Raw genomic sequence first — 18,617 nt, forward strand, 5'->3', positions numbered from 1 at the left:
ATTAAAGTGTAAAATGCTAAGAGAACATTCATGGCAGTTGCGGTTTTGAGGTTAAGTTAAACACCTCAAAATGCGAATGCTTGCCATGAATGTTCAAACTTTGCATGTTGATTTCTTCCGGTGAGTCATCTTTAAAACGGCGCTTAAAACGCTAATTTCTTTTTATAAAAATTCAGAAATAATATCCATAAATACCCGCCGTTCTTAAAAGCAGGGCTGTTGTTATGGTACAAGCACATTTCTACCAACTGTCTTTTAATGAAGTGCACTAGCCGCGCAGCCATTGGTGTTTTGCGTAGTGCAGGATAGACTCATTTTAAGCGGCTGGGTTAGCGGAAGCACCGCCACCACCAAGGTGGGCTTACAGCACAGCGTTTAACTACACCTAACAACTTGTTTGCCAGTTGCATTACTTATCCAAGATGAGTTGCAGCCCATAAGTCTTTTAAAAGCCTCAAAGGAGAGCTGAAATGCGATTATTGTTATGTGGTGTCATGTTGGGCATGCTGTTTGGCTGCTCAAAACCGGCGCCAACCTCGACTAGCGAAACACCCAGCGAAGAACATTTTACGGTGATGTTAAATGGCAACCGTGTTGGGCATTTGCATGTTATGACTGCCGGTAGTCAGATCAGTATTGATTATGATTATAAAAGCAATGGTCGCGGCCCTGCCTCAAAAGAGATCCTCAGTTTAGATGCGCAGGGGTTACCCACGGCATGGCAAATTAATGGTAATACCACCTTTGGTAATAGTATCAGCGAGCAGATGCAGCGCTCTGCCGAGCAAGTTAGTTGGCAAGATGCCACCGGTGCTGATCAAAAAACGGTGCCGGGTATGGCCTTGTATGTGCCACAAAATAGCAGCCCATATAGTGCCTATATTATGGCCAAGGCGTTATTAGATACCCCAGCCAAAATGTTACCGGCGTTACCTGCAGGGCAATTATCAATAGAAAAGCTGGAAAGCCTGGTTGTTGATAATAACGGCAGCGAATTAACAGTAAGCACTTATGCCTTATCGGGTGCAGATTTAGATCCCGATTATTTAGTGCTCGATGAGCAACTGCGCTTTTTTGCCTTTATTAACCCGCGTTTTATTGTGATCCGTGAAGGTTTTGAAGCAGAAGAAGCACAACTGCGCCAACGTTCTGCCAACTATTCTACTCAACGCTTTGAAGCAATTCAGGCAGAATTTGCCCATCGTTACGATGGCGTCGTGCGTATTCGTAATGTGCGGGTATTTCAACCAGAGCAACTAGCTTTATCTGAGCCGGTATCGGTATTGGTTAAAGACGGTCGTATTGAGCGCATTGCCCCGTTAGAGGAAGCCACACAACCGGGTGAAACCGAAATTACCGGTAATGGTGGCAGCTTGTTACCGGGTCTATATGATATGCATGGCCATGTTGGCGATGATGATGGCTTGATGAATGTATTAGCGGGTGTAACGTCCATTCGCGACATGGGTAACTCGTTAGAGGTACTGGGTGAGTTAATCGGTAAAATTGATGCGGGTATTTTGGCCGGGCCGCGCATTTCCCGCTATGGCATGATTGAAGGTAAAAGCCCCACCAATAATAACAACGGTATTTTAGTTGAAACCGAAGCACAGGCTTTAGCTGCTGTGCAAACCTATGCCGATAACGGTTTTCCGGGTATCAAAATTTATAACAGTATGAAAGGTGAGTGGGTACCGGCAATGGCCGAGCTTGCCAAAGCGCGCGGTATGCGTGTGTCAGGTCATGTACCCGCGTTTTCTAATGCCAATGCCATGATCAAAGCCGGTTATCATGAGCTAACGCATATCAACCAAGTGATGCTCGGTTGGGTGTTACAGCCAGATGAAGATACGCGCACCTTGCTGCGCTTAACGGCCTTAGACCGCTTACCCGCGCTGGATTTAAACAGTGAACCGGTACAGTATACCTTGCAACTAATGCGTGATAATAACGTGGCGATGGAGCCCACGTTAGCTATTCATGAGCGTTTGTTGTTATCGCGCAACGGTGAAACACAGCGTGCGGTATTAGATTATATTGATAACATGCCACCGGGTGTGCAGCGCAGTGCCAAGGTGTCGATGGTACAGGTTACAAGCCCGGAACAAGATGCGGCTTATCGCGGTGCTTACGAGCAAATTGTTAAAACATTAACCATGATGCGCGAAAAAGGTATCTTTATTGTGCCCGGTACTGATTTAGGCGGTGCTTTTACGCTGCACCGTGAATTGGAACTGTATCAACAGCTTGGCTTTAGCCCAGCTGAACTGCTGAAATTAGCCAGTTACGATATGGCCAAATATATGGGGCATAATGAGCTTGGCAGTATTGAAGCGGGCAAATTAGCCGACTTCTTCTTAGTGCCGAATGATCCCACCGTCGATTTTAAAGCGGTGAAAACAATCAGCTTGGTATCTCGCGGCGGCGTGTTTTATTATCCAAGTGAAGTTTATCCCAAATTAGGTATCAAACCGTTTACGGATAAACCTGCTGTACGTACCTTAATGGTAGAATAAGCCTTAGCTTAAAAAATTGCAGTAGGGCGCGGTGTTAGCCCTATTGCATTTATCTACCTATCTACTGCAGTAGGGCGTTGCAGCAGCGCCTGCTGCAATCATCACACTGTTTAAACTACCTGCTATTTTTCAGCGACAGTGCTGTTTCATCAAGCGTCGTTCTGCTGATGCAGTGATTCTGAGTAACCCTTCTCGTTTTTAATAAATAAAACCGCCGTGAGATTGATCGTGTTGTGGCTTAAGCGCGTTGATAGCCCTAACAACCGCATGCAGCGTTTACGTTTCCCAGTTAATGCGTATTCAACCTAAGGATATTTAACATGACATTATTAAGAACAACTCTGTTATTACTGTTGTCGCTTTTCGCGGCTAAAGCGTTGGCTATCGAAGAGGCAAAATATGCGGTTGAAGTGTCTGAGCGCGATTTTGAGCTGCGTTTGTACGAGCCGCATATCGTGGCAGAAACCGCCGTGGCGGCCGAGTTTGATGAGGCGGGTAATGCGGCTTTTCAGCGTTTGTTTAAATACATTTCGGGTAATAATGCCGCTCGGCAAGACATTGCGATGACGACACCGGTTGGTCAAGCCGCAGAAGGGCAAAAAATTGATATGACCACACCAGTCGGCCAGCAACAGCAAGCCGGGCGTTGGTTAGTCAGTTTTATGATGCCAGCTGAATTTACCCTTGAAACCATTCCAGAGCCGCGTGATCCGCTGGTAAAAATTCGGCAAGTGCCAGCACAACGCATGGCCGCTATCACTTATTCCGGTTTTTGGAGTGAGAAGGGCTATTTGCGCCACAAAGAAAAACTGATGCAGTGGATCAACGATAAAGGGTATCAAGTAGCGGGTGAACCGTCTTGGGCTCGTTACAACCCGCCGTTAATGCCATGGTTTATGCGACGTAATGAAGTGTTAGTGCCAGTGATTGTTGCGCCATAGCGCAACACAACGTGATTGCAAAAAACACCATGTAGGTTGTAATCAAAATCAGTTAAGCATGACCTGTTTGCTCTAAATCAACCGTTGAAGGCCATGGATGGCCGAACAAATTCGTAGGGAACGAATTTGAACAGCTCTGCTGGCCCGAAAGGGTGAACTTCAAGGATGAAGTTTATAATCGAGCCTCAGAGATGATTCATGGCGTGTGGATGTGAGCAAACCGCGTCATGCTGAACACTAACTGATCAGTATTAGTGTGCGCTTTTTATTAATTTGTCTACTCTTTGTCCGCATCGGCAGGTTTTAGAAAACTAAACTCGTTATAGCTTGGTATCTTTAAAGGCGAGGTGGCATCAAGCATCGCCGCTTGCTGTAGCGCTTGCACATCGGCAATAATACTGCCACGAAAACGTTTTACTTCATCCCATACGGCCATAAACTCAGTGCGATCGGCCTGCGGATCGGTCTCATAGGCCGCTAACAACGGGCTCAAGTGCTGATAACCCATGGCTAAAGTGGCGGCTTGCTGCTCTTCAAAATCACGAATGTGCTGCTGTGCGGCTTCAGTTAGCGCAGGTTGCTGTGTTGCGGCAAATTGTTGTTTAAAGTGGGTGGTTAAAAAATACTGCTGGTAGGCCCCTTCATCAAAAGAGGCCGCATTGGTCCACTGCATTAAATCGGGTTTATTCAACAGCTGGCGATTACTGGGGTCAATAATCATCACCGTCGGCGTGCCATAATAAAGGGGCAGCTGATAGCGCGTGGTGGTGGCTTGACCATATTGTAAATAAGCGACATCAACCAATACTATTTCAAACCGTTCGGCTAAGGCGGCAGCTAAGGTGGGCTCGGCAAAGCGCTCTAGCAGTGCCACGCTGTCATGGCACCAGCTTGCCCCCAGCGCGACCAGTATCAATTTATTCTCTGCTACGGCTTTTTGCTCCAGTGCCTGCAGCGTTGGCAAGATCTGTTGCTCTGGCTGATAGCTCAAAGCATTATCATAAGAACTTGCAGCCTGTGCGGGTAATAGCACTAAGCTAAAGAGTATTAAGGCTAGGTGTGTTAATGCGCTCACAGATCACTCCAATTGACGATAACGTTACGGGTTTGGACACCCAAAAATTGTGTTTGGCTTGCTAGCTTGTAGCACGATACCCTACCTTTTGTCATGTAGGCTTTAATGCGCTATTCAGCATGACCTTGCGATGGTGGCGGCATTTTGTCATGCTGTTTGCTTCTATTTAGCTGTATGCAGGAGACACTATGAGTGCCAGCCCTTTTCGATATTTTGATGATCAGCGTTTAACCTTGCAATGTGGCAGCGAACTTCCAGCAGCACAGTCGTTATTAATATTTGGCGAAAACCGCACCTTATTAACGCAACTGACTGCTGCGCCAACGGCTGAGCAACTGCTTGATGCTGCAGAGCAGGCTTATGTTGCCGGTTATGAGCAGCAAGCCTCTACCGAGTTTGAGCTGCAGGGTATGGCAATAGCGGGTATTGGTGATCCGTTATTACAGCTCGATTTATTAAAACAGGTGATACCGGATTTTAAACGGCAACGCCATGGCGTACCGATCACGCTGGTGAGCTATGGTTTGGTCGCGGCAGACAAGGCTGTAGCGCTTTGTCAGCAATTAGTCGATCTTGAAGTTGAGCGCATCGAGATTTTTTTACCTGCCACCAATCCGCCCGCTTATCAGCAGCTTGTCCAGCCAAAACAGCATGGCTTTAGTGAGGTTTGCCAGTTTATTCACACCGCCAGTGACGCGGGATTGTATGTCAGTTGTTTTGCCTATGAACCGGTAAAACAGCAAAGTGCCTTACGTGCTTTAGCAAAAGAGTTAGGAGCACGGGACTTTGTTGTGAAACCGGGCTGAACAGGCGTCAGCACTCCGGCGGTTGTCTGCCTCAGTGATATCGGCATTAGCCGCAGCGTGCCATTAAAAAGCTTGCGCCACGCTACATTGCCAGTTAGCGTGGCTTTTTCTCTTTAACGAGTATTTCAATGAGCAGTGTGACCATTCTGGTCGATGTGCAAAACATCTACTACACCAGCCGAGAAGCCTATCAGCGTAACTTTGATTACAACGCCTTCTGGCGCCTGGCTACGGCTAATCGCACCGTAGTCAAAGCGATTGCCTATGCCATTGAACGTGGCGATGAAAAGCAGCGACAATTTCAAAATATTCTGCGGGCTATCGGTTTTGAAGTGAAATTAAAGCCTTTTATACAACGCGCCGATGGCAGTGCAAAGGGCGATTGGGATGTGGGTATTACGCTAGATGCGATTGAATACGGTGCCAGTAGTGACACACTGATCTTACTGTCGGGCGATGGCGATTTTGCACTGTTAGCACAGCGGCTCATTGACAAATATCACACCGAAGTCGAAGTGTATGGCGTGCCAAGCCTCACCGCGCAAGCCTTAGTGAATGCAGCGAGCCGTTTTATCCCGATCAGCGACGATTTGTTATTAAAATAATCAGTAATGTAAACCATAAGCGCGGTGTTAAGGCTGAGCCTTGCTTTACAACCTATGCCAGCAGATATATCGTGTTGCACTCATTTACCGCACAGGTAATCGTTAAGGAGCTGTTATGACATTTTTTTCCACCGCCAGACGCTGGGCGTGTTGGCTGGGGCTGGCGAGCATTACCGCTTTGCCAGCACTGGCGAATACCGCTGGGCAAGTTCAGCAATTTACCCTTGAAAACGGAATGCAAATTTTAGTGTTAGAAGATCACTCGATCCCGAATGCTAATATGTATTTATTTTGGAAAGTCGGCTCACGCAACGAAGCGCCCGGTATTACCGGCATTTCACATTTTTTTGAGCACATGATGTTTAACGGTTCAAAAAAATACGGCCCGAAAATGTTTGACCAGGTGATGGAAGCGGCAGGTGGTGCGAATAACGCCTACACCACGGAAAACTTAACCGTGTATACCAATTGGTTTCCGAACACCGCACTGGAAACGATCTTTGATTTAGAAGCGGATCGCATTGCCGATTTAGATATTGATCCAGACATGGTAGCCAGTGAAACTGGCGTGGTGATCTCCGAGCGCAGCACCGGCCTGGAAAACTCCAATTACCGCACCTTAAGCGAAGCATTAAAAGGCGTGGCCTTTCAAGCACATCCTTATAGTTGGTCGGTGATCGGGCATGAGTCAGATATTCAATCCTGGGACATCAAGGATCTAGAGCAGTATCATAAAACTTATTATGCACCGAACAACGCGGTAGTGGTGATTGCCGGTGCCGTGACCCTTGCGGAAGTAAAACGCTTAGCCGAGCAATATTTTGCGCCGATCCCCGCGCAACCGGCACCGCGCGCGGTAAAAACCGTTGAGCCAGAGCAAACGGGTGAGCGCAGGGTGTTTGTGACTAAAGCCTCCGCCACCTCAGCCAATATTATGCTGGGCTATCATGTACCTGCGACCTCCGATGCCGATTACTATGCGTTAGAGCTACTTAGCACCATTCTCAGCAGCGGCAATAGCTCGCGTTTGCATCAAGCCCTCGTTGAGCAACAACTTGCCACCAACGTGTTCACCAATGTGCCGTTATCGTTTGATCCCAATTTATTTTATATCTATGCCGTGGCTCGCCCCGGGGTTGCGGCAAGCACCTTAGAACAAGCGTTATTGCAGGCGCTAAGCGCGTTGGCCCAAAACGGCGTAACCGCGAATGAGCTAGAAAAGGCTAAAAATATTCAGCTGATGAATTTTTATCGCGAGATGCAAACCATTAATGGTAAAGCCGATAACATTGGTACTTACCAATTGTATTTTGGTGATTACCGCAAGTTATATCAAACAGCCGAGCTGTTTAATCAAGTGAGTGCCGCCGATATTCAACGGGTGGCCGCACGCTATTTAACTCGGGCAAACCGCACCGTTGGCATTTTGGCCGCTAACGAGGAGACCGATCAATGAAACACCTTATCAAAAATAAGCTAGCGGTATGTCTTGTGCTGGCTACGAGTCTGGCGCTCAGTGGTTGCAGCCTGACTGCTCCCGCAGTAACTGCCCCTGCGTCAAATGCGAGCGATAACGCACCGTCGGTATCGGCATTTAAGTTACCGGATTATCAGCAAGTGGTGCTGCCCAATGGCTTAACGCTGTATTTAATGCCGCAACATGAAGTGCCCTTAGTAAGTGTGCAGGCGGTCATTAGCGCCGGTGCCATTCTGGATCAGCGCGGTGGCGAAGCCTTTTTAACCGCACAAAGCCTGTTGTTAGGTGCTGGCGATAAAAACAAGCAACAGCTAGAGCAAGCCACTGATTTTATTGGTGCCAGTTTAAATAGCGTGGCCGGTAAAGAAGCCAGCTACCTCAGCATGGACTTTATGCAAAAAGATACCGACAGCATGCTGGATATTTTAGCGGCGGTGCTAAGGCAACCGACGTTTGATGCGGCAGAATTTAGCAAATTACATGCACGGTTAGTGGCACAACAGCAACAAGCCAAAGAAAGCCCGCGTAATGTGATTGGCAGTTATTTTGATGCACTGCTGTATGGCAACCATCCTTATGCCAAAGCCAGAAGTGGCAGCGAGCGATCCCTGGCTTCGCTGGATTTAAGAGCCGTTACGGAGTTTTATCAACGTTATTATCAACCCGATAATATTGCCATTGTGGTCACCGGTGATTTTCAAGTGAGCGAATTAAAGGCACAACTAACAGCGCGTTTTGCTGACTGGCAAGGGCAAAGTGCAGTAAAACCCGCATTAGCTGAGGTGAGTAAGCCCAGCCAAGCGCGGGTGTTGTTAGTGGATAAAGCCGATGCAACAGAGACCACATTGATGTTCGGTGGTGTCGGGGTCAGTCAAAACAACCCTGATTTTGTTGGCTTAGAAGTGATCAATACCATTTTAGGTGGCCGTTTTACCTCATGGTTAAATGATGAGCTGCGCGTTAACAGCGGGCTAACCTATGGCGCGCGTTCAGGTTTTAGTGCGTTAAGCCGCGGAGGTGCTTTTCAGATCAGTACCTTTACCCGCAGCGAAACCAGTCAACAAACCATTGAATTGGCGCTGAAAACCTACAGTAAACTGTGGCAGCAGGGCATCGACCAAGCAACCTTAGACTCGGCTAAAGCTTATGTGAAAGGCCAGTTTCCACCAGATTATGAAACGAATAGCCAGTTAGCGAATTTACTCGGTAGCATGCATTTGTATCAGCTAGATAAAGGCTACATTAACGACTTTGAGCAAAAAGTGGATAGCCTGACCTTAGCGGATACACAGCGGTTGATTCAGCAATATTTCCCACAGCAACAGTTGCAGTTTGTGTTAGTGGGTAAAGCAGATGAGCTAGTATCTTTTGCGCAAACGCTGGGCGAAGTGACTCGGGTATCAATTCAAGCGGATGGCTTTGCCGCCAGTCGTTAATTAATCATCCTTTCTTGTTATGCTAATCTTTTTGGCTTAACTTACTAAAAAATCGCTGGTCAGCTTAAGCTATCAGCGATTTTTTTGTGTCTGCTAAGATCCTCAAACTGTTCACCTCAGCTAAATCGCTGCATCACGGCCATTTCACCCATCGCATTTTTGCTTTCATCATATTAGTCGATTAGGGTAATCGTTTTAATTCACTCTAATCTATTAGCTAATTGCTATACTCTTTAAGTGCGTTGTTATCCAAGCCAAGACAGCAAAGCCAAACAGACATGCCGGCATGGGTAAACCAATTTGTAGCTCACACGTCTGCGCTGCAATCTTTAGAGTGAAATACCGTTTTTACTACAGGTGTAGAAACGTAAACGCAAAGGAACCTTATAATGAAAAAACAACGTTTTAATAAAACCGCTGTGGCGATAGCCATGAGTATGTTGTTGTTGTCTGGCAGTGCCTTAAGTGACAATCATGGCAAGGCCGAAATGACTAAGCCCAAAGGCGCTATGGGCACAGGCATGGCAAAAGAAGGCCAAGCGAAAAATAATCAATTCTGGTGGCCGGATCAACTGGATCTGTCTGCACTGCGCGATCATGATGCGCGTTCAAATCCCTATGGCGCCAACTTTAGTTATGCCGATGCTTTTAACAAACTGGATTTGGATAAAGTTAAACAAGATATCGATAAATTACTGACCACTTCTCAAGATTGGTGGCCTGCCGACTTCGGCAACTATGGCCCGTTTTTTATTCGGATGACCTGGCACAGCGCGGGTACGTATCGCACCCTTGATGGCCGTGGTGGCGCCGGTGGTGGTCAGCAACGCTTTGATCCGTTAAATAGCTGGCCTGATAATGGCAATTTGGACAAGGCTCGTCGTTTGTTATGGCCCATTAAACAAAAATACGGTGAGTCGTTATCATGGTCTGATTTAATGGTACTGGCGGGTAACGTTGCGCTGGAAAATATGGGTTTTAAAACCTACGGCTTTGCAGGTGGCCGAGCGGACGACTGGGAACCGGATATGGTGTATTGGGGGCCAGAAGTCGAAATGTTAGCCAGTGATCGTGAAGATCGCGATGGTAAATTACAACGGCCGTTAGGTGCCACCCACATGGGCTTAATTTATGTCAATCCAGAGGGGCCAAAAGGCGTGCCGGATCCCATGGGCTCAGCGAAAAACATTCGGGTCGCGTTTGAACGCATGGCCATGAATGACGAAGAAACCTTGGCGTTGATTGCCGGCGGTCACACATTCGGTAAGATGCACGGTGCGCACAAACCCGCTGATTGTGTAGGCGCAGAGCCTGCTGCAGCCGGTATTGAAGAGCAAGGTTTAGGCTGGAAAAACAAATGCGGTAAAGGTCACTCTGAAGATACCGTCACCAGTGGTTTAGAAGGCGCCTGGACACAAGCACCGACTCGTTGGACGTCACTCTATTTAAGTAACTTATTGAATTTTGAATGGAAGCAAACGCGTAGCCCCGCTGGTGCCATTCAATGGATCCCAACAGACGAGTCACTGCATACCGCGGTGCCTGATGCACATATACCGGGTAAATTTAATGCACCAGTCATGACGACTGCGGATATGGCGTTAAAAGTGGATCCAGAATATCGCAAAATTGCGGAGCGCTTCTTAGCGGATCCTGAAGAGTATCGTTTAGCCTTTGCTAAGGCTTGGTATAAGTTAACGCACCGCGATATGGGACCACCACGTAACTTCTTGGGTAAAGACGTGCCGCAAGATATCTTGGTGTGGCAAGATCCGATTGATGCGAAAACCAATTCAACGATTGATGCCAAAGCGGTTAAAGATCTTAAAGCCAAGATTTTAGAAACGGGTTTAAGCGTGCCAGAGCTAGTGCGCGTGGCTTGGGCTTCTGCAGCCAGTTACCGTCAATCTGATATGCGGGGCGGTGCCAATGGTGCGCGTATTGCGTTAGCACCGCAAAAAGACTGGGCGGTGAATAACCCCGCTGAAACCGCCAAGGTGTTAGCGGCGTTAACCGAAGTGCAAAAAACCTTTAATGCGCGCTCTAACCGACGTCAAGTGTCGTTAGCAGATTTAATCGTGTTAGGCGGTGCTGCAGCAATTGAAAAAGCGGCAAAAGATGCCGGTTATACTGTTAATGTGCCTTTTACACCCGGTCGTGGCGATGCCACTCAGGCACAAACCGACGTCAATTCGTTTAGCTTGTTAGAGTTAACGGCAGATGGTTTTAGAAACTACTTTGACAGCAAAAACAGCTACCGCTCACCAACGGAAATGTTGGTGGATAAAGCCGATCAGTTAGATCTAAGCGTGCCGGAAATGACCGTGTTAGTAGGCGGCTTACGGGCATTAGATGCTAACCACAGTGGCAGCAAACACGGTGTGTTAACCACTAAACCTGGTACATTAAATAACGACTTTTTCGTTAACTTGTTAGACATGTCAACCGTGTGGAAAAAGTCGGCTAACGATGGCGTTTACGAGGGCTTTGATCGCAAATCAGGCGCACAAAAATGGACGGCAACGTCAGTGGATCTGATTTTTGGGTCAAATTCAGAGCTGCGTGCGGTGGCCGAGGTTTATGCCTTTGAAACCTCTAAGCAGAAATTCGTTAACGATTTCGTGGCGGCATGGAGCAAAGTCATGGAGTTGGATCGTTAAGCACGTCTATACAAGCTAAACGCGCTTGATAAAAGCCCTGCTAATCAACCTGCAGGGCTTTTTTATTGGGTGCTCGGCGTTACACCATGGGCACTTGGCTTTTTCAATCATCTTGTTTTGCTAATACACATTTTAACCCTAAACTGCCGCTTTTTTCATTGTTAAGCCGTTTCTGCTAAAAGACAAAGATGTATACTCAGCAACCTGCTCCCGATGGTTGAGTAATAAAGATTAGCTTGCTTATTTGAGCAACTCGTTCAGTTATATTGTTAACGATGTTGAGATTAACATGCATAGAAATTGCTTATCTGCGAGCTTACTCGTGGCCACAACCCTGGTATTTTCCTATGATGCCTTAGCTAGTGACTGGCAGTGGGCTGGTGGTGTGGTTATTACCCATCAGCAAACCGACGCGCCTGAAGTGGCCAGTGAAACCGCTGCATCAGCAGATCTAGTGCTTATAAAACAGCAAGTCAGTGGTCGTTGGTTAATGCATGTAGAAGCCGCCAGCAGCCCTAAGTTTATGGGTGTGAGTAACCAATTACCTGAAGCGAATAGCGATGCCGGTTCGGCGATATCAAAGAATGACCAAGGGCGCTTCCAACTTTCTGAGCTGTATTATCAGCACCAATTTTCAGCGCAGCAGACCCTAAGTGCGGGGTTGTTAGATGTGTCTAGCTTTTTCGAGCAAAGCCGCATTGCCAGTGATGAAGCAACCCAATTTTTGGGCGCTTTTTTTACCGGTAACCCAGTGTTAGCCTTTCCTGATTACACCTTGGGCGTGGTGTACGAACAGCAATTTAATGGCGGGCCGACACTGCGCACCGCCATCACCAGTTCAAATGGCTTGGCGGATAATCCAGCCCGCTCATACTCTCAAGTGTTGGCGGTAACTGAAGAAGAAAAAGGTCTTTTTGCGATCTCTTCTTTATCATGGCGAAATGCCAGCAGCTTGATACGCATAGGTGTTTGGCGTAGCACGGCCGATTTTAGTCGGCTAGACGATGCTAACGCGGTAGCAGACAATTATGGCGTCTATGTGTTAGCGGGTTATCAATATGGACAACACGCCTGGAATTTACGCCTGGGGGCCGCCAATGAGGATGTCAGTCAAGCGGCAGCGTTTAGCGGGTTAAGCTATCAATTTAGCCAAGGTCATTATGTACTGGGTGTGGGTATGGCGCGGACTTATCAAGCGAAGGTTTCAAAGGCCGAAAACACCGCTGACACGCAGCAATATGAAATCTATGTGCGTTATACCTTAGCTGACGGCTTTTACCTAACGGCCGATTGGCAAGGCATTGTAAATAGTAACTTTACGCCTGACACTGCACGCCGTAATCAGTTAGATCAGGTGTATGGTGTGCGTTTTAGCTGGGTATTTGGCTAAGCAGGTACCGCTAAATAATATGGCGCGAATACCTGATGGCGGTGTATCGTTTGCTATTTTGCCACAGTGCGCTTAGCGTTTTGCGAGCTACAAAAGGACTTTTTGAATGGCGCCGTTTTGGCTAACACTTCTGCCTGATGTGATCTTATTATGTGGCGGCGCGTTATTTCGCCGTCGGCTGCCCCTTGCTGGCTGGCAAGCCATAGACACGCTGAATTATTATCTGCTATTTCCGGCATTAATTTTACTCAGTACCTTACGCAGTAGCCCTGCCTGGGCTGATTTACTGGTGATGGGCACCGGTGTTTGGTCTGCTATTTTATTCGCTTGTTTGCTTGGGGGTATGCTGCGGCGTGTTGGGCCTGAGCGCTTTGTCGACTTTGCTGGGTTATGGCAAACCGCTTGGCGTTTTAATACTGCGGTTGCCTTGGCTTTGGTGCAGGTTTTTCCGATTGAATACCGCGGTTTGATGTCGATTGCCGTTGGTTTAGCGGTGCCGCTAGCGAATATTTTGGCGGTTAGTGCCTTAGCGCGAGGGCAACAACGCGGGCGTTGGCACTGGATGCGTCAATTACTGACTAATCCGTTTTTATTAGCGAGTGTCACGGGGATCACTCTGTCACTTAGCGGGATCGTGCTGCCAGAATTATTAATGCAGTTGTTGCAAAAATTAGCGCAAGCCGCCATCCCCTTGGCGTTATTATCGATTGGCGCAGCGATTAATTGGCAAGTACTGACCCAGCTTACCCGCATTAATTTGGCATTAAATAGTATTAAATTGCTGATCTTACCCGCCTGTATGTTGCTGGCTACACAATGGCTGGGGGTTGCGACGGCACCCAGCGCGGTTTTAGTGTTATTCGCGGCCTTACCCACGGCATCTGCCGCGCATGTATTAGCGGCTGTGTTTGGTGCCGATCGCTCGCTTGTGGCAACTTTAATTGCGCAATCAACCTTATTGGCTTGTTTCACTATTCCGCTGTGGTTGCTTCTGATCCGACAACTGCTACTATCTTAAAACGCATAGGCAGCAGTCAGTTTGCCACTTTAACTTGGTTTAATTTGAGAAAATAGGACGAATACATGGCAACAACATATCGGGAATACAAAGTTTTACATATCGCCGAGGGCGGCTGTGGCACTATCTTTTTAGGGGCCTCGGGTTTACCGTTGAAAAAAGTCGAAGCCGAGCTAAACGCGCAAGCCGCACAAGGTTGGCAAGTGGTTTTTCAGGTGATTGAGCAAAAACGCTTTTGGCTGTTTTGGAGCCGTGAAGCGATGATCGTTACCTTAGGGCGTTAAATGCTCAAGTCGTTGCTGTTAAAGCTAATCGCTTATTATCGGCGAACCGGCGGTGGTCAGCGCTGGTTTGCGGTTGACTGCAATTTTGAACCCACCTGTTCTGCTTATACCTACACCGCAATTGAACGCTTTGGCGCGCGCCGGGGTGTGTCATTAGGTTGGCAACGGATCCGCCGTTGTAGCCAACATGATAGTTTTTGTAAATGTATTGAGCCGGTACCGGAGACTGAAGATGCTAAAGCAAATTGAGGTGGATGCTCAGGAAGAGGCGCTACGCTCGCGCACAGCGGCCTTGCCCGATGCTCAGCGCCAAGCCTTTTATCAGTTAGTAAAAGACCAACTGAAAGATCCCGATACCTACGCTGCTCTGAACTGGTTTTTTGTAGCGGGTTTGCATCACTTCTATCTGCAGCAATGGCGGCATGGTCTGCTGAATATCTTAAGCTTTGCGCTGGGTGTCGCGTTATTGTTTACCAGTGTTTGGTTGACCGGTATCGTGCTGATCATGTTAGTGAGCATATACGAGTTTTATCAGTTGTTCCGTGCCCAAATTATTGTGCAAGATTGGAATAATCAATTAATGAACCGATTACTGGATAGTGGTGATTATCTTAAGCAACAAGCTGACCACCTCTAATTAAACCGCCATTTACTGATACCAAGCCAATGTACTGTGTGAGCAAATACACCACGGCTTGGTATGAGCCCACTTACTGTTTAATTGCTGCTGGAGTGACCTTAATGCGCATTATCATATTATTTTTTCTGCTCTATTCCTGTAATAGCGTTGCCACGACGCAGTGGCAACGTTTAGCTGATATGCCGCTTGCGGTGCAAGAAATTTATCCTGCAGCACATAACGGCAAAATCTACGTTGCCGGGGGGCTTAGCGATAGTCTGGATATGAGCGTGCAGCAAATGACCGCACTGGTGCAAGTGTACGATCCTGCCAACGATAGCTGGTCATTAGCTGCAGAGTTACCTGCACCGCGGCATCATGCTTACTTGGTGTCGGTGCAACAGCAGTTATTCCTGTTCGGTGGTTTTGTAGAGGCTAATGGCGGCCGGTGGAGCGCCAGTGCGGATATTTTGCGTTTAGATGAAGCGGCTAAGCGTTGGCAAAACGTAGGGCAACTGCCAAAGCCATTAACCGAAACCACGGCCGTGGTGATCGCTAATAAAGTGCATTTTGCTTCAGGTCGTTCACCGATTGCTCTAGAAAATGCGCAGTGGCGCGATCAAGCTGATGTGAATTGGCACTGGATCTTTGACCCTGCTACTTTAAGCGTGCAAGCCGCACCGGCACTTTCACAGGCGTTTAATAGCGCTGCTGCCGTTAATTTGGCTGAGCAATTTTATATCGTTGGTGGTCGGCAAGTAGGGGGCAGTAATTTAGCGCTGTTGCAACGTTTTGATCCGCTAAGCGGTAAATGGCAAACGTTAGCCCCGTTACCCCAGGCGCAAGGTGGCCTAGCAGCAGCTGTGATTGATCAGCAAATATGGGTATTTGGTGGTGAGTACTTTACCGACGGTGGCGGTGTGTATAGCGAAGCTTGGGCTTATCAGCCCGAGAGTAATACTTGGCAAGCACTGCCTGCCATGCCGATACCACGGCATGGTTTAGGTGCCGTGACCTTAGATAACGCGATTTACGTGATCGGTGGCGCTACCACGGTGGGGTTAAAAGATACTTCAGCGGTGCTTGAACGTGTTCGGGTGGTAAAGTAACTATCGAATCAGCTAATGCGCGAGTCTCGTTTGGATACTGGCGCACTTTTGTGAAAATTTAGGACCACCTTCTTATGCCACAACCTCGCAGTTCTATGCTCTTGCTGACGCTTTTAACCGGTTTATTTGCTTGCTCGCCGCCTAACGAGCAACCGGTACAAGTTAAATTGCGCGTTTTAGAAACCTCCGATTTACATGCCAACATGCTGGATTTTAATTATTACAGCGGTCAAACCGATCCGAGTTTGGGTTTGGCGCGCACCGCCAGTTTAATTAAAGCGGCGCGGGCGCAAGTACAAAACAGTGTGTTGGTGGATAATGGCGATCTGATCCAAGGCAGCCCATTAGGTGATTATATTGCGCAGCGCGGCTTGGCTGAAGGCGAGATCCACCCGATCATGCTGGCGCTAAATACGTTGGATTATGATGTTGCCACCTTAGGCAATCACGAGTTTAACTTTGGCTTACCGTTTTTATACCAAACGCTAGCGGGGGCTAATTTTCCTTATACCAGTGCCAATATTTATTGCGCTGAAGTGCAATGCCGCCCAGGTGTAAAGCAGGGCGAACATTTATATCCCCCTTATATTTTGCAGCAAAAACACGTTATTGATACACAAGGGCAACCGCAGCAAATCACTCTTGGCTATATTGGCTTTGTGCCGCCGCAAATTCTGTCATGGGATAAACAACACTTAGCAGGTAAGTTGCGGGTCGACAGTATTATTGACACTGCAAAGCGCTTGGTACCCGAAATGCAAGCGGCTGGGGCCGATGTGATTATTGCGATTGCTCATTCGGGTTTAGGCCATACGGGCGTAGAGGTTGATCCGATGGCTGAGAATATGGTGTATGCCTTAACACAGGTACCTGGCATTGCTACGGTGTTGTTTGGCCACAGCCATGCGGTGTTTCCCGCAGCGCAATTTCAACATCTACCTAGCGCGGATATCACGCAAGGCTTACTGAACGGTATCCCGGCAGTAATGCCAGGGCGTTGGGGCGATCATCTCGGTATGGTCGATTTAACCTTGCAGCAAAACGCTGGTGAGTGGCAAGTGGTCTCTGCTCAGGCGCAAACTTTAGCGGTGTTTGACAATGCCACTCAGCAGCCGAATGTGGAAGCAGATGCTGCTATTGTTGCCGCTGTTGCTGAAGCGCATCAGGGCACGATGGCCTTTATGCAGCGAAGCATTGGTATGGCCTCTGCCGATATGTACAGTTTTTTAGCACAAATTCAGGACGATCCTACTGTGCAATTGGTTGCTGATGCACAACGAACGCGAGTGGCCGAGCTGTTGCCGCCGGAACTGCAAGATATCCCGCTCTTGTCAGCTGCCGCGCCGTTTAAAGCGGGTGGTAAGCTTGAGAGCAGCAACGATGCTGAGCAATATATTCAAGTGAGCCAAGGGCCGTTAAGTTTTCGCAATGCTGCCGATTTGTATTTGTACCCGAATACTGTTGTCGCAGTAAAGTTAAACGGGGCTGAGCTTAAAGATTGGTTGGAGTGTTCTGCTAACCAGTTTTTACAAATTGACCTCACCTCAACGGCGCCACAAACGCTGATTAACTTGGCGCATTCATCCTATAATTTTGATGTGATTGATGGCATCCATTACCAAATTGATGTTAGCCAACCGAGCAAATTTAATCATCGCTGTGAATTAGTGAATGCATCTGCAAACCGCATTGTCGATTTACGTTACACCGACGCCAGTGGCAAAGTGTATCGGGATGCCGAATTTGCGGCCAAAAGTTTTATTGTTGCCACCAATAACTATCGAGCCTACACCGGCATGTTTGCGGGTACCGGCAGTGATAAGGTGGTGCTGGAATTACCTGATACCAATCGCGAGGCCTTGGTCGCTTATATTGAGCAGCAATCGCAGTATGATGCTGCTAGCGACCGTTATCTTAGTGCGGTGAATCCAAAGGCGGATCATAATTGGCGTTTGTTGCCATTGAAAAGCGCGGTGCAATTAGATTTACGCTTTAAAACCCGAGATTCAGCCGCCGCACAGCAGTTTATTCAGGCGAATAATTATTGGCCAATGACGAAGCTGTCGAGCGACAATGTTGGCTTTGCTGAGTATCGCCTAGATTTGCAAGTGGCAGCGCCGGCTAATTAAACTTCGCTAGAGGTTGTGTGGAGTTAACGGCGCTGTTGGCTAGCGTTTTCGTAACAGCAGCAGGGAGGCTGCGCAGGCTGAAAGGGCAAAGGGAGGTGAACTTTGAGGCCGGTTAAGAAAATGTCTAGCAAATGGCGGCCGTTGCGCATGGCAATTGTTAAGTTTTAAACAAACGTCGGTAAGTTCTCCGAACAACTTTGTTGGGGCACGCTGTGAATACATCCGTGTACGCTCCTCTTTTGCATCCCTGCAAAAGACGTCCCCAACAAAGTGTACTGCGCACTTACCGCCTCGTATTGTTGTAAAAACCAACCAGTGCTTCGTTCAACTTTGCTATAAAACGCCGTAAACCTCTCCCTCGGGGCAAACTTCATATCTAGAAGCTATCACTGTTCTGGTTTAGAACGCTATTGGCTAACGTTTTCGCCGTTTGCTAGTAACTTTCTTTTGGCGATGCAAAAAAAGTATCTCACTGTAGGTGAAAATACTGACTAGCTACTTAGTCTGATTTGCTGAAATGATAACCAAAAACGTTGAGGTAAAAAACGTAAT

15 protein-coding genes are annotated in these 18,617 nt (G+C 47.8%); 14 read left to right on the forward strand and 1 reads right to left on the reverse strand.

All coding sequences use genetic code 11. The features are described 5' to 3' along the window. Positions 1-470 precede the first annotated feature (470 nt). Positions 471-2,516, forward strand: coding sequence for an amidohydrolase family protein (locus tag JAO78_RS07585; protein WP_226750775.1), 2,046 nt, complete (start codon positions 471-473; stop codon positions 2,514-2,516). A 320-nt stretch (positions 2,517-2,836) separates the two neighbouring features. Then, the gene (locus tag JAO78_RS07590; protein ID WP_226750776.1) at positions 2,837-3,457 is read left to right on the forward strand and encodes an SOUL family heme-binding protein; all 621 of its coding nucleotides are present in this window, start codon (positions 2,837-2,839) and stop codon (positions 3,455-3,457) included. A 277-nt stretch (positions 3,458-3,734) separates the two neighbouring features. Here the strand turns inward: JAO78_RS07590 and JAO78_RS07595 are convergent, their stop codons facing one another. Beyond that, on the reverse strand, positions 3,735-4,532 hold the full coding sequence (locus JAO78_RS07595; protein WP_226750777.1) for a thioredoxin family protein: 798 nt from the start codon (positions 4,530-4,532) through the stop codon (positions 3,735-3,737). Between the two features lie 188 nt (positions 4,533-4,720). Here JAO78_RS07595 and JAO78_RS07600 point away from each other — a divergent pair, with 188 nt between their 5' ends. From JAO78_RS07600 to JAO78_RS07655, 12 genes are all read left to right on the forward strand, one after another. Next, entirely contained in the window at positions 4,721-5,338 is a 618-nt protein-coding gene (locus JAO78_RS07600; RefSeq protein ID WP_226750778.1) for a hydrolase TatD, read from the forward strand. Positions 5,339-5,466: 128 nt separating this feature from the next. Beyond that, complete coding sequence (locus JAO78_RS07605; protein WP_226750779.1) at positions 5,467-5,943, forward strand: LabA-like NYN domain-containing protein; 477 nt, start codon at positions 5,467-5,469, stop codon at positions 5,941-5,943. 115 nt (positions 5,944-6,058) lie between these two features. After that, on the forward strand, positions 6,059-7,399 hold the full coding sequence (locus tag JAO78_RS07610; RefSeq protein WP_226750780.1) for a M16 family metallopeptidase: 1,341 nt from the start codon (positions 6,059-6,061) through the stop codon (positions 7,397-7,399). Continuing rightward, positions 7,396-8,856, forward strand: a complete 1,461-nt coding sequence (locus JAO78_RS07615) for a M16 family metallopeptidase (RefSeq protein ID WP_226750781.1) — start codon at positions 7,396-7,398, stop codon at positions 8,854-8,856. Before JAO78_RS07610 ends, JAO78_RS07615 begins: the two co-directional genes overlap by 4 nt. A 389-nt stretch (positions 8,857-9,245) precedes the next feature. Further along, on the forward strand, positions 9,246-11,516 hold the full coding sequence (katG, locus tag JAO78_RS07620; RefSeq protein ID WP_226750782.1) for a catalase/peroxidase HPI: 2,271 nt from the start codon (positions 9,246-9,248) through the stop codon (positions 11,514-11,516). A 289-nt stretch (positions 11,517-11,805) separates the two neighbouring features. Continuing rightward, positions 11,806-12,906 carry a carbohydrate porin gene (locus tag JAO78_RS07625; RefSeq protein ID WP_226750783.1) on the forward strand — a complete coding sequence of 367 codons (1,101 nt, stop codon included), beginning with the start codon at positions 11,806-11,808 and terminating at the stop codon, positions 12,904-12,906. 106 nt (positions 12,907-13,012) lie between these two features. Then, the gene (locus tag JAO78_RS07630) at positions 13,013-13,924 is read left to right on the forward strand and encodes an AEC family transporter (protein WP_226750784.1); all 912 of its coding nucleotides are present in this window, start codon (positions 13,013-13,015) and stop codon (positions 13,922-13,924) included. Between the two features lie 65 nt (positions 13,925-13,989). Then, positions 13,990-14,208, forward strand: coding sequence for a DUF4177 domain-containing protein (locus JAO78_RS07635; RefSeq protein ID WP_226750785.1), 219 nt, complete (start codon positions 13,990-13,992; stop codon positions 14,206-14,208). Next, positions 14,209-14,457 (forward strand): membrane protein insertion efficiency factor YidD, encoded by a 249-nt coding sequence (gene yidD / locus JAO78_RS07640; protein WP_226750786.1) that lies wholly within the window; start codon positions 14,209-14,211, stop codon positions 14,455-14,457. It abuts the gene before it with no gap. After that, positions 14,441-14,845, forward strand: coding sequence for a TM2 domain-containing protein (locus JAO78_RS07645; protein WP_226750787.1), 405 nt, complete (start codon positions 14,441-14,443; stop codon positions 14,843-14,845). Before yidD ends, JAO78_RS07645 begins: the two co-directional genes overlap by 17 nt. Positions 14,846-14,949: 104 nt before the next feature. Beyond that, on the forward strand, positions 14,950-15,936 hold the full coding sequence (locus JAO78_RS07650) for a Kelch repeat-containing protein (RefSeq protein WP_226750788.1): 987 nt from the start codon (positions 14,950-14,952) through the stop codon (positions 15,934-15,936). 74 nt (positions 15,937-16,010) lie between these two features. Then, positions 16,011-18,065 carry a bifunctional 2',3'-cyclic-nucleotide 2'-phosphodiesterase/3'-nucleotidase gene (locus JAO78_RS07655; RefSeq protein WP_226750789.1) on the forward strand — a complete coding sequence of 685 codons (2,055 nt, stop codon included), beginning with the start codon at positions 16,011-16,013 and terminating at the stop codon, positions 18,063-18,065. Positions 18,066-18,617: the final 552 nt, after the last annotated feature.

The sequence above is a fragment of the Alishewanella maricola genome (assembly GCF_016343785.1).
Lineage (GTDB): Bacteria > Pseudomonadota > Gammaproteobacteria > Enterobacterales > Alteromonadaceae > Alishewanella > Alishewanella maricola.